The sequence below is a fragment of the Pedococcus sp. P1_H8 genome, from assembly GCF_056405175.1.
In genome coordinates, this window is record NZ_JBFUCP010000006.1 from 108,984 (window position 1) to 120,011 (window position 11,028).

Annotated in this window: 14 protein-coding genes and 1 tRNA gene; 11 read left to right on the top strand and 4 right to left on the bottom strand. The window is 70.3% G+C overall.

From position 1 onward, the window contains the following. Positions 1–2: 2 nt before the first annotated feature. The 3 genes from AC1DYG_RS10195 to AC1DYG_RS10205 form a co-directional block, all read right to left on the bottom strand. A complete protein-coding gene (locus AC1DYG_RS10195) occupies positions 3–1,415 on the bottom strand; it encodes an MFS transporter (RefSeq protein WP_477639749.1) in 1,413 nt (470 codons plus the stop codon). A 135-nt stretch (positions 1,416–1,550) separates the two neighbouring features. Further along, a complete protein-coding gene (locus AC1DYG_RS10200; RefSeq protein WP_477639750.1) occupies positions 1,551–2,141 on the bottom strand; it encodes an isochorismatase family protein in 591 nt (196 codons plus the stop codon). Between the two features lie 84 nt (positions 2,142–2,225). After that, the gene (locus AC1DYG_RS10205; protein WP_477639912.1) at positions 2,226–3,473 is read right to left on the bottom strand and encodes a nicotinate phosphoribosyltransferase; all 1,248 of its coding nucleotides are present in this window, start codon (positions 3,471–3,473) and stop codon (positions 2,226–2,228) included. 113 nt (positions 3,474–3,586) lie between these two features. Here AC1DYG_RS10205 and clpS point away from each other — a divergent pair, with 113 nt between their 5' ends. From clpS to AC1DYG_RS10230, 5 genes are all read left to right on the top strand, one after another. Next, on the top strand, positions 3,587–3,877 hold the full coding sequence (clpS, locus tag AC1DYG_RS10210; RefSeq protein WP_477639913.1) for an ATP-dependent Clp protease adapter ClpS: 291 nt from the start codon (positions 3,587–3,589) through the stop codon (positions 3,875–3,877). Between the two features lies 1 nt (position 3,878). Next, positions 3,879–4,550, top strand: coding sequence for a DUF2017 domain-containing protein (locus tag AC1DYG_RS10215; protein ID WP_477639751.1), 672 nt, complete (start codon positions 3,879–3,881; stop codon positions 4,548–4,550). 154 nt (positions 4,551–4,704) lie between these two features. Further along, the gene (gene murI, locus AC1DYG_RS10220) at positions 4,705–5,556 is read left to right on the top strand and encodes a glutamate racemase (protein WP_477639752.1); all 852 of its coding nucleotides are present in this window, start codon (positions 4,705–4,707) and stop codon (positions 5,554–5,556) included. Then, positions 5,553–6,332, top strand: a complete 780-nt coding sequence (locus AC1DYG_RS10225) for an MBL fold metallo-hydrolase (protein WP_477639753.1) — start codon at positions 5,553–5,555, stop codon at positions 6,330–6,332. Before murI ends, AC1DYG_RS10225 begins: the two co-directional genes overlap by 4 nt. Positions 6,333–6,370: 38 nt before the next feature. Beyond that, complete coding sequence (locus AC1DYG_RS10230) at positions 6,371–7,090, top strand: MBL fold metallo-hydrolase (RefSeq protein WP_477639754.1); 720 nt, start codon at positions 6,371–6,373, stop codon at positions 7,088–7,090. A gap of 25 nt (positions 7,091–7,115) precedes the next feature. Here the strand turns inward: AC1DYG_RS10230 and AC1DYG_RS10235 are convergent, their stop codons facing one another. Next, positions 7,116–7,928, bottom strand: coding sequence for a deoxyribonuclease IV (locus AC1DYG_RS10235; protein WP_477639755.1), 813 nt, complete (start codon positions 7,926–7,928; stop codon positions 7,116–7,118). 56 nt (positions 7,929–7,984) lie between these two features. Here AC1DYG_RS10235 and rph point away from each other — a divergent pair, with 56 nt between their 5' ends. The 6 genes from rph to AC1DYG_RS10265 all read left to right on the top strand — a co-directional run bounded on the left by rph (position 7,985) and on the right by AC1DYG_RS10265 (position 11,024). Further along, the gene (gene rph, locus AC1DYG_RS10240) at positions 7,985–8,758 is read left to right on the top strand and encodes a ribonuclease PH (protein WP_477639756.1); all 774 of its coding nucleotides are present in this window, start codon (positions 7,985–7,987) and stop codon (positions 8,756–8,758) included. Beyond that, positions 8,755–9,363: an RdgB/HAM1 family non-canonical purine NTP pyrophosphatase gene (rdgB, locus tag AC1DYG_RS10245; protein ID WP_477639757.1), complete on the top strand. Its 609-nt coding sequence runs from the start codon at positions 8,755–8,757 to the stop codon at positions 9,361–9,363. The genes rph and rdgB overlap by 4 nt, the downstream gene beginning before the upstream one ends. Before the next feature lie 46 nt (positions 9,364–9,409). Next, a tRNA-Leu gene (locus AC1DYG_RS10250) sits at positions 9,410–9,491 on the top strand. A gap of 49 nt (positions 9,492–9,540) precedes the next feature. Then, positions 9,541–10,131 (top strand): TMEM175 family protein, encoded by a 591-nt coding sequence (locus AC1DYG_RS10255; protein ID WP_477639758.1) that lies wholly within the window; start codon positions 9,541–9,543, stop codon positions 10,129–10,131. 13 nt (positions 10,132–10,144) lie between these two features. Further along, positions 10,145–10,765: a DUF1684 domain-containing protein gene (locus AC1DYG_RS10260; RefSeq protein WP_477639914.1), complete on the top strand. Its 621-nt coding sequence runs from the start codon at positions 10,145–10,147 to the stop codon at positions 10,763–10,765. 7 nt (positions 10,766–10,772) lie between these two features. After that, positions 10,773–11,024: an Ada metal-binding domain-containing protein gene (locus AC1DYG_RS10265; protein ID WP_477639759.1), complete on the top strand. Its 252-nt coding sequence runs from the start codon at positions 10,773–10,775 to the stop codon at positions 11,022–11,024. The last annotated feature ends 4 nt before the right edge of the window (positions 11,025–11,028 follow it).

Consider the following 11,028-nt stretch of genomic DNA (forward strand, 5'->3'; position numbering starts at 1 on the left):
GCTCAGATCGTCTCGGCGGCGAGCGACGAGCTCCGCCGCGCGTACACGGCATACGTCGTCACGGCCATGAGCAGGTAGGCGACGATGAAGACCCACAGCGCAGGGACCAGGGAGCCGTAGTGCGCCTTCGCCATCGCGAATCCGCGGGGGATGAAGAAGCCGCCGTAGGCACCGACTGCGCCGGCGATCCCGATGCACCCCGCGGCCGTCTTGCGCGCGATGGGGAGGCGCTCAGGGCTGACGCCGGCGCGGAAGACCGCGGGGATCATCCGGTAGGTCGCGCCGTTGCCGATACCGGCACCCACGAAGAGCACGAGGAAGGAGCCGAAGAAGACGACGAAGCTGTGCGACTTCAGCCCTTGGATGGCTCCGAACGCACCCGTGGCCAGCAGCGCGAACGAGGCGATCGTGACCCTGGCGCCGCCGAGCTTGTCGGCGACGATGCCGCCCAGCGGACGGGTGAGCGCACCGATGAGCGCACCGAGGAACGCGATGGTCGTCGGGGTCTCCGGGAACTGGGTCTTGAGCAGCGTCGGGAAGGCGCCCGAGTAGCCGATGAACGACCCGAAGGTGCCGATGTAGAGGAACGAGATGATCCAGGTGTGCCGGTTGCGGGTCGCCGCGGCGAAGCTGCCGTAGTCGGCCTTGGCGCCGGTGAGGTTGTCCATCCCGCGCCAGGCCAGGACCGCAGCGATGACCGCCAGCGGGATGAACATGAGGCCGGCCCGCTCGAGGTGCGTGCCTGCGCCGATGACGATGACCGCGGGCACGACCATCTGCACGAGACCGGTGCCGAGGTTGCCGCCGGCGGCGTTCAGGCCCAGAGCCTTGCCCTTCTCCGCCTCGGGGAAGAAGAAGGAGATGTTCGTCATCGAGGAGGCGAAGTTGCCACCACCGAAGCCCGCAAGGGCCGCGCACGTGAGGAGCAGGCCGAACGACGACGTGGGCTGAGTCACGACCCAGGCGAGGGCCGAGGCCGGAATGAGCAGGAGCAGGGCCGAGATGATGGTCCAGTTGCGTCCGCCGAAGCGCGGAACCGCGAACGTGTAGGGGATCCGCACGGTCGCGCCGACCAGGCTCGGCACGGCGATGAGCCAGAACTGCTGGTCCAGCGTGAGGCTGAAGCCGGCCGCCGGCAGCAGCGGGACGACCACGCTCCACAGGGCCCAGACGCAGAAGCCGAGGAACTCGGCGAAGATGGACAGGCTGAGGTTGCGTCGGGCGATGGAGCGCCCGCCCCCGCGCCAGAAGGTGGGGTCCTCAGGATCCCAGTGGTCGATCCAGCGGCCCGACCGGTGGATCGGCGCAGAAGTAGTGGTGGAGGTAGCGGTCGAGGTGCTGGCAGGTGTGGCGTCGGCCGTGCTGGCCGGCGCCGTCGCGGTGGCGGAGTCGCCCGAGGTCAGGTTCGTAGTCACACGGGAAGCGTGACAAACGGATGTTTCGCACCCCTGCGACCGCCGTAAAGAGCCCGTAACACTTGCCGCACAGCCCCGACATCAGGACTGTGAGAAGTCCGGGACGAGGAGGCCGGGGGTATGCCGCGTGGGCGGCTATCCGCGCACGACCTCACCGGACGTGGTGATCTCGGCGGCGGCCAGGTCGGCCAGCGCCGTCGCTGTGCTCTCTGGCGCCACCCCAGCCGTCAGGTCGAGCAGCACCGTCGTCTCGAAGCCCTCCTCGGCGGAGTCGATGGCGGTGGCACGCACGCAGTAGTCGGTGGCGATCCCGACCACGTGGACCTCCTCGATGGCCCGGTCTCGCAACCAGTCGGCCAGGCCGACCGTCTCGTCGGCCTGCACGGTGTGGCCCTCGAACCCGCTGTAGGCCGCGGTGTGGTGGCCCTTGCGGAAGATCGCCTCCACGAACTCCAGGGCTGGCTCGGCAGCGGGGTGGAACAGCGCACCGTCGCTGCCGACCCGACAGTGCGGCGGCCAGCTGTCCACGAAGTCAGGGGTGTCACTGAAGTGTCCGCCCGGGTCGTCGTGCCAGTCAGCGGTGGCGACGATCGCGGCATACTCCGCGTGGTGGGCGACCACGTGTTCGCTGATCCGGCGCGCCACCTCTGCGCCCCCCGCGACGGCGAGCGAACCACCCTCGCAGAAGTCGTTCTGCACGTCGACGATGACCAGCGCCCGGCTCATGCGACGACGCTACTGCTGCCCGGCGCCGACCACCCGCCCGGGTTTTCCCGGCGCGTCGTGGGCGACGCGTGGACTCGCCGGACCTCAGTCCTCGTAGACGGTCGGGATCGCGGGCTCTCCGCGCTGCAGCCTCAGGGCGGCGGCGGGGAGCTCGGCGAGGGAGGCCGTGTGCCGCGCGCGCGCAGCCTCGAGGTCCAGCACGGCATCCTCGACTACCTGGCCGGCGGTCATGAGCGGCACCAGCAGCACGCGGTCGTCCCCGTCGTCGAGCGGGGGTTGGCCGATACCGAGCACCTCCGCCTCGGCGATCCCCTCGGCATTGCGACGCCGCAGTGCGTACTTGCGCCCCGCGACCGATGCCTTGTCCTTGCTCCTCTTGGCGACCCCGACCATCGTCCCGGAGTCGTCCTCGCGGGAGACCAGCTTGTAGACCATCCCCGCGGTGGGGGCGCCCGAGCCGGTGACCAGTGACGTCCCGACGCCGTAACGGTCGACGGGACCGGCGGCCAGCGCGGCGATGGCGTGCTCGTCGAGGTCGCTCGTCACGATGATCTGGGTGTCCGTCGCACCGAGGCGGTCGAGCTGGTCACGCACCTCGCGCGCCTGCACCAGCAGGTCGCCCGAGTCCAGCCGGACGCCTCCGAGCTCGGGCCCGGCCAGCTCGACCGCCAACGCGACGGCGGCTGGCACGTCGTAGGTGTCGACGAGCAACGTGGTGCCCTTGCCGAGCGCGGCGATCTGGGCGGCGAACGCCTCCCGTTCGTCGTCGTGCAGCAGCGTGAAGGCGTGCGCCGCCGTTCCGGCGGTCGGCACGCCGAAGCGCCGACCCGCCTCGAGGTTCGACGTGGTCGCGAACCCCGCGATGTAGGCCGCGCGCGCGGCAGCGACTGCGGCCTCCTCGTGGGTGCGGCGAGACCCCATCTCGATGCAGGGCCGGTCGCCCGCAGCCGACGTCATCCGCGACGCCGCCGACGCGATCGCGCTGTCGTGGTTGAGGATCGACAGCACCAGCGTCTCCAGGACCACCCCGTGCGCGAAGTCGGACTCGACCACCAGCACGGGTGAGCCGGGGAAGTAGCACTCGCCCTCGGCATACCCGACGATGTCGCCGTCGAAGCGGTAGTCCGCGAGGAACGCGAGAGTGACCTCGTCGACCACGTCGCGCAGGTGCTCGAGCTCCTCGTCGCCGAACCGGAACTGCTCGATGGCGCGGATCAGCCGGCCGGTCCCGGCGACCACGCCGTAGCGGCGCCCTTCGGGCAGGCGCCGGGCAAACACCTCGAACACGCAGCGCCGGGAGGCCGCACCGCTGCGCAGGGCGGCTTCGAGCATGGTGAGCTCGTAGTGGTCGGTCAGCAGCGCCGTGCTTGGTGAACGTGGGGTCACCTCGGCAGCCTAAGGTGGTGGCCGTGCCAAGTGCTGTCCCCCTCGAGATGTCCCTCGAGATGTCCCTCGCGCCCGTCGAGCAGAAGAGTGTCTCCACCGACGAGAAGGCCGAGGTCGACGTCCCCTGGATCACGTTGGTGTGGAACGACCCGGTCAACCTGATGTCCTACGTCACGTTCGTGTTCCAGAGCTACTTCGGCTACTCCAAGTCGAAGGCCGAGAGGCTCATGATGGATGTGCACACCAAGGGCCGAGCCGTCGTGTCCACCGGGGCCCGCGAGCGCATGGAGACCGACACCGAGGCGCTCCAGGGCTACGGCCTGTGGGCCACCTTCCAGAAGGACAGCTGACGTGGCACGGGGTTTCAAGCGACGCGACGGCCGCTACGTCGCGAAGCTCGACGCGGTCGAACGCGGCCTCGTCGTCGGGCTGATGGAGCAGGTCCTCGAGATCATCGAGCCCGAGCAGCCCGCCGAGGGTATGCCGGGTGGCGGGGAAAGCGCGGACAGCACGGACAGCACGGCTGACGCGGACGGTGACGAGTTCGACCAGATCGTGGCGGGGCTGGGTGGCATCGGCATGGGGGTGTCGTTGTCGGCCGCGGACCAGGTGCCCGAGCTGACCGGTTCGGTGCCGTACGAGCGCGACCCGGCGCTGGAGCGCATCTTCCCGACGGCCAACCGGGAGGACGACCAGATCGCGGCCGAGTTCCGGCGGCTGACCGAGGACGGCCTGCGCGCCCGCAAGTCGGCGAACCTCACGACGGCCATCCGGGCCCTGTCCAGCCTCGAGGACCAGAAGATCTCGCTCGAGCAGCCGCAGGCGCTCGCGCTGCTCATCGCGCTGACCGACGTCCGGCTGGTGCTGGGGGAGCGGCTGGGGCTGCAGCGGGACGACGACTTCGACCTGCTCGAGGAGCAGGTGTCTGGTCTGCCGCCCGACGACCCTGCGGTCTACGCGCTCGCGGTCTACGACTTCCTCACCTGGCTGCAGGAAACCCTCGCCCACGCCCTGACTCCGTAACTCCCTAGACCCCCGCCGCTATCTCATGCAAAAGGCGAGTTAGCGCCGGGGCTCGCGGCGCCAACTCGCCTTTTGCATGAAGAAGCGGCGGGTGTGACACACCAGACGTCGCTCCGATGAGGTTCGCGGGCAGGTCGGCACCTAGCCTTGACCCGTGGCGGATGCACCCATCGGGATCTTCGACTCGGGCTACGGCGGGCTGACCGTCGCACGCGCCGTTCTCGACCAGCTCCCGCACGAGTCGATCGCCTACTTCGGGGACACTGCGCGGGCGCCCTACGGTCCGCGACCCATCGCACAGTCCCGTGAGTTCGCTCTCGAGTGTCTCGACCGGCTGGTCGACCACGGGGTGAAGGCCCTCGTCATCGCCTGCAACACCGCGAGCGCCGCCGTCCTGCACGACGCCCGCGAGCGCTACGACGTGCCGGTGGTCGAGGTGATCCGCCCGGCCGTGCGACGCGCGGCCCGAGCCACCCGCAACCACCGCGTCGGCGTCATCTCCACCTGGGGCACCCACCAGTCCGGTGCTTACGTCGACGCCTTCGCCGCGGCACCCCACCTCGACGTGACCAGCGTCCCGTGCCCACGCTTCGTGGAGTTCGTCGAGTCCGGCGTCACGAGTGGACCGGAGGTCATCGACGTGGCCCGTGCCTACCTCGCCCCACTCGTCGACGGTGACGTCGACACCCTGGTCCTCGGCTGCACGCACTACCCCCTCCTCACCGGGGCGATCTCCTACGTCATGGGTGACGGGGTGACCTTGGTGTCCTCCGCGGACGAGACGGCCAAGGACGTCTACCGGGTGCTGGCCGACGCCGACGCCCTGCGTCCCGCCCATCTGCCGCCGCCGAGCCACGGGTTCACGACCACCGGTGACGCGGCGGAGTTCACCCGACTCGCGCGCCGGTTCCTCGGCCCGGAGGTGGGCGCCGACAGTGACGAGGTCTTCGGGGATGCCGTCGTCCGGTCCGTCGCGGCACCTGCTGCCTCGGGGCGTTCCCGATGAGGCTCACGGTGGTCGGCTGCTCGGGCTCCTTCGCCGGTCCTGACTCGCCTGCCTCCTCCTACCTCGTGCAGGCCGAGCACGCCGGTCGCACCTGGTCGGTCGTGCTCGACCTGGGCAACGGCGCGCTCGGGCCCATGCAGCGCTTCGTCGACCTCGCCGAGCTCGACGCGGTCTTCGTCAGCCACCTGCACCCCGACCACTGCGTCGACGTGTGCGGGCTCTACGTCACCCGCAAGTACCGTCCCGGCGGACGGGTCGAGGGGCAGCTTCCGGTGCATGCGCCGACGGGTGCCGAGGAGCGCTTCGCCCTGATGTACCACGGTCTCGAGCACGGCGGGATGAGCTCGGAGTTCGCGGTCCACGAGCTCGCCGACGCTCAGGTGACCCACGTCGGCCCGTTCACCATCACGGCATACCGGGTCAACCACCCCGTCGAGGCCTACGGCTTCCGCGTCGAGGCCGACGGCGCGGTCCTCGCGTACACCGGTGACACCGACTCCTGCGACGCGCTGACGCCGCTGCTCACGTGCGCGGACCTGGCGCTGGCTGACAGCGCCTTCATCGACGGGCGTGACGACACGGTGGGCATCCACCTGTCCGGCAGCCGCGCCGCCGCCGCCGCGTCCGCCGCTGGTGGCGTGCAGCGACTCATGCTCACCCACATCCCGCCCTGGAACGACCCCGAGGTATGCCGCGCGCAGGCCGCCGCCGTCTGGTCGGGTCCGCTGGACCTCGCGGTCCAGGGCAAGACCTACGAGGTCAGCGGCAGCTCCTGATCGAGGCCCCCGCGGCGCGGACCGCATAGGCTCCGGACATGGCCAAGCAGGCAGCCGTTCCGATCGTGCCGGGTGTCTGGCGCATCCCGTTGCTCGGTGACTTCGTCAACGGCTTCATCCTGCGCGACGACGACGGCCAGGTGACCCTGGTCGACATGGGCATCAAGCAGTCCGGCCCGAAGGTGATCGCAGCGTTGGAATCAATCGGCTCCGGCCCCTCCGACGTCACCCGGCTCCTGCTCACCCATGCGCACCCCGACCACGCCGGCGGGGCGGCCCATGTGGCCGCCAGGACCGGGCTCGACTTCGGCATCCACGAGGACGACGCCCCGTTCGCCGAGGCGGGTCACACCGCCGCGCGCGACCAGTCGTTCCTGCTCGCGAGGCTCATGACCCGCTTCTTCGGCACCAACGCCTTCCCCGCGGTCACGGTGGGGGAGCGGCTCGTCGACGGCCAGGTGCTCGACGTCGCGGGAGGTCTCGAGGTGGTGCACACGCCGGGGCACTCACCCGGCCACGCGGCATACCTGCACCGCGACTCGGGCGTGCTCATCACCGGAGACTCGATCTTCAACATCCGCGGGCTGCGGTGGCCGATCAAGTCGTTCTGCACCAACTTCGCGCTGACCCAGAAGACTGCCCACCGGCTGGCCGAGCTCGACTACACGACCGCCGCGTTCACGCACGGTCCGCACCTGGCCGACAACCCGAGAGAGCACATCCGGCGCTTCCTCGCGACGCACCCCCTGGTCGACTGAACGCGGGCGGTTCCACTGACCTCGGTCAGAGTCGCGCGCGCAGCCAGTCCAGGTCGGCGCGCTGACCGTCGAGGCCGCCCCGGGTCTCGATGACGACGGGCGCGCCAGCGGCCCGGACCACACCGGCCAGCTCGTCGGGGTCGATGAGCCCCTCGCCGAGGTTGGTGTGGCGGTCCGCCCCGGAGTCGAACTCGTCGCGGCTGTCGTTGCAGTGCACGAGGTCGATCCGACCGGTGATGGCCTTGAGCTGGTCGACCGCGGTGGCCAGTGCGATGCCCCCGGCGTGCGCGTGGCAGGTGTCGAGGCAGAAGCCGACGTTGTCGGAGCCCTCGGCGCTGCCGATGGCGTCCCAGACCCGGGCGATGCGTTCGAGGGTGCGGGCCATCGCGTTGTCGCCGCCGGCAGTGTTCTCCAGCAGCAGCGGGATCTTGAGGTCGGTGGCCTCGATCGCCTTGCGCCAGTTGTCGAAACCCTTGTCGACCTCCTCGGCCTTGTCGACGTGACCCCCGTGCACGATCAGTCCCTTGGCCCCGATCGCGGCGCCGGCGTCGACGAACTGCTGGAGCAGCTTGCGGCTCGGGATGCGGATCCGGTTGTTGGTCGTCGCGACGTTGATGAGGTAGGGCGCATGGATGTAGAGGTCGACGTCGGCGGCCTCGGCGGCGGCACGCAGCGCCTCGGGTCCGCCCTCGAAGTCGTACTCGGGACCCTTGTAGCCCTGCGGGTTGCCCAGGAAGAACTGGCTGAGACCCGCGCCGCGCTCCTGGGCGGCGCTGACCGGGTCGGCCGAGTCGACGTGGGCACCGAGCCGCTGGGCGGGGGAGGTCGTGTCAGCCATGGGTCCAGCCTAGGCCGGGCCACCGACGCCCGGCAGGGCCCCGTTAGCCTTGCCGCGTGACTGAGACGAGCCAGACCGCGCCGACCACCCGCCACGACGGACGCACCCCCGACCAGACCCGCGAGGTGCGCATCACGCGCAACTGGCTGGACCACGCCGAGGGCAGCGTGCTCGTCGAGTTCGGGCGCACCCGGGTGCTCGTCGCCGCGTCGTTCACCGAGGGCGTGCCGCGCTGGCTCAAGGGCAAGGGCACCGGCTGGGTGACCTCGGAGTACGAGATGCTGCCGCGCTCGACCAACACCCGCTCCGACCGCGAGTCGCGCAAGGGCAAGGTCGGCGGTCGCACCCACGAGATCAGCCGGCTGATCGGCCGAAGCCTGCGCGCGATCATCGACACCAAGGCGCTCGGTGAGAACACGATCGTGCTGGACTGCGATGTCCTCCAGGCCGACGGTGGGACCCGCACCGCGTCGATCACCGGGGCCTACGTCGCCCTCGTCGACGCCATCGAGGACGCCCGCGCCAAGGGCCTGATCCGCAAGGACGCCCAGCCGCTGACCGGCTCCATCGCGGCCGTCTCGGTGGGCATCGTCAAGGGGGAGGCGGTCATCGACCTCGACTACCCCGAGGATTCGACCGCCGAGACCGACATGAACGTCGTCATGACCGGCGACGGTCGCTTCGTCGAGGTCCAGGGCACGGCGGAGAACGGCGCGTTCGACCGCGAGATGCTCAACAAGCTGCTCGACAAGGCCACCGTCGGCTGTGCCGATCTGACCCGCAAGCAGCAGGAGGCCCTCGCGACCACCCCCCGCGAGCGCGTGCTGTGACCCGCGTCGTCCTCGCGACCCGCAACGACCACAAGGTCGGCGAGCTGCGCGCCATCCTCGCCGACGTGTGCGAGGAGCTCGGCCTCGAGATCGTGGGGGCGTCGGAGTTCGAGGGTGCCCCCGACGTCGTCGAGGACGAGGTGACCTTCGAGGGGAACGCCCGGCTCAAGGCCGTCGCGCTCGCCGCCCACACCGGGCTCCCGTCGCTGGCCGACGACTCGGGGCTGGCCGTCGACGTGCTGGGCGGGGCGCCCGGCATCTTCTCGGCGCGCTGGTCGGGTCGCCATGGCGACGACCAGGCCAACCTCGAGCTGCTGCTCGCGCAGGTCGCCGACGTCAAGGACGAGCACCGCGCGGCGGCGTTCGTCTGCGCCGCAGTGCTCGCCCTGCCGGACGGCACGGTGCGCGCCACCGAGGGGCGTATGCCGGGTGCCTTGGCTCGAGAGCCCAAGGGCGCCAACGGTTTCGGCTACGACCCCGTCCTCGTCGTCGAGGGCGACACGCGCCATGCCGCCGAGCTCAGCCCCGACGAGAAGAACGCGATCTCGCACCGCGGCAAGGCGTTCCGCGCCATGGTCCCGCACCTGCGCGAACTCCTGGGCTGACGGCATACCGCGCCTCGCGCTGGCGGTCCCCTAGACTTTCGGGCGCGCGCAAGTGGCGGAATTGGCAGACGCGCCAGGTTTAGGTCCTGGTGCCTTCGGGTGTGCGGGTTCAAGTCCCGCCTTGCGCACCGTTCCGGACCCGTCCTGCGGTCGGGGGCGTGTGCCTAGACTCCGACCATGCGAACCGGTCGGCTCGAGGCGTTCAGTGACGGCGTCCTCGCCATCCTCATCACCATCATGGTGCTCGAGCTCAAGGTCCCCGAGGAGCCGACGTTCGAGGCCCTGCGGCCGTCCCTCGTCGGCCTGCTGACCTACCTGCTGAGCTTCATCTACATCGGTATCTACTGGAACAACCACCACCACATGTTCCAGCTGGTCCGCCATGTCAGCGGGGCCATCCTGTGGGCCAACCTCGGGCTGCTCTTCATGCTGTCGCTGGTGCCGTTCACCACGGCGTGGATGGACGAGACGCGGCTGGCCCAGCTGCCGGTCGTCGTCTACGGCATCAACCTGCTGGGGGCGGCCGTCGCCTACTACGTGCTCCAGCTCGCGGTCTTCCGTCGCGACGGGCCGGACGGTCTCCTGCGCCAGGCGGTCGGGCGTGACCTCAAGGGCAAGCTGAGCCCCGGCGTCTACGTGCTCGGCATCCTCGGGTCGCTCATTGCCCCGTGGATCGGAGTCCTGGCCTACGTGGCCGTTGCCATCACCTGGCTCGTCCCCGACCGCCGGGCCGAGCGGTTCGTCCACGACCACGCCCTGGAGGACTGATCCCGTGCCCGAGATGGACGACGACGACTTCACCTATCCATCGGCGCTCACCGTTGCATCATGGCGCCGCGAGGTGCATGCGTTGTATGCCGCGGTGCGGGCCGAGCCGGACCCTGTCGACGCCCATGCCTTGTGGATCGACACCCGCTCGAGGCTGTTCCTCGAGCACCCTGCCTCCCCGCGCCGCGAGGGCCAGCAGCTGCGGCACGCGCCGTACGACCCGGCATACCGGTTCGTCGTGGAGGTCGAGGAGGTCGGCGACGGCCAGGAGCCGTGGGAGTTCCGGTCGGCGACCGATGGGATCGTGCCCTTCGCAGGTGCCGGTCGCGTGACCCTGCAGGGCCTCGGGACGCTCGACGTCTGGTGGTTGAACTCCTACGGTGGCGGGCTGTTCCTGCCCGTGCGCGACGGCTCCGCGGGCACCGAGACCTACGGAGCCGGGCGCTACCTGCTCGACACGGTCAAGGGCACCGACCTCGGCAGGGACGACGAGGGGCGCTGGGTGGTGGACCTCAACTTCGCCTACAACCCGTCCTGCGTCTACGACTACCGCTGGGTGTGCCCGCTCGCCCCGCCAGCCAACCGCCTCGAGGCGAGCACGCCGGTGGGCGAGCTGCTCCCCGAGGGCTACTAGGGCTGCCGTGTTCACCCTCGTCGGTCTCGACGGAAAGCCTTGTGCGAGTGAGCTTCCCGGGACGCTCGGCGGCAACCGCCGGAGCAAGCTGTACGGCCGCCTCGACTGCCCGTCCGCGCTGCGCGCCATCAGCCAGGGCGGCTACGTCCAGCACCGCGTCTTCTTCGCGGACGAGGCGACGGCCATCGCCGCCGGATACCGGCCATGCGGCACCTGCCTGCGCGGCGAGTACGCCGCCTGGAAGGCAACGCGACCCTGACCGC

What these genes read in the sequence shown, in the direction of transcription:
- AC1DYG_RS10200 (WP_477639750.1), bottom strand. Translation starts at nt 2,141, where the DNA reads ATGAGCCGGGCGCTGGTCATCGTCGACGTGCAGAACGACTTCTGCGAG.
- AC1DYG_RS10205 (WP_477639912.1), bottom strand. Translation starts at nt 3,473, where the DNA reads ATGCTCGAAGCCGCCCTGCGCAGCGGTGCGGCCTCCCGGCGCTGCGTG.
- clpS (WP_477639913.1), top strand. Translation starts at nt 3,587, where the DNA reads ATGTCCCTCGCGCCCGTCGAGCAGAAGAGTGTCTCCACCGACGAGAAG.
- AC1DYG_RS10225 (WP_477639753.1), top strand. Translation starts at nt 5,553, where the DNA reads ATGAGGCTCACGGTGGTCGGCTGCTCGGGCTCCTTCGCCGGTCCTGAC.
- AC1DYG_RS10230 (WP_477639754.1), top strand. Translation starts at nt 6,371, where the DNA reads ATGGCCAAGCAGGCAGCCGTTCCGATCGTGCCGGGTGTCTGGCGCATC.
- AC1DYG_RS10235 (WP_477639755.1), bottom strand. Translation starts at nt 7,928, where the DNA reads ATGGCTGACACGACCTCCCCCGCCCAGCGGCTCGGTGCCCACGTCGAC.
- AC1DYG_RS10255 (WP_477639758.1), top strand. Translation starts at nt 9,541, where the DNA reads ATGCGAACCGGTCGGCTCGAGGCGTTCAGTGACGGCGTCCTCGCCATC.
- AC1DYG_RS10260 (WP_477639914.1), top strand. Translation starts at nt 10,145, where the DNA reads ATGGACGACGACGACTTCACCTATCCATCGGCGCTCACCGTTGCATCA.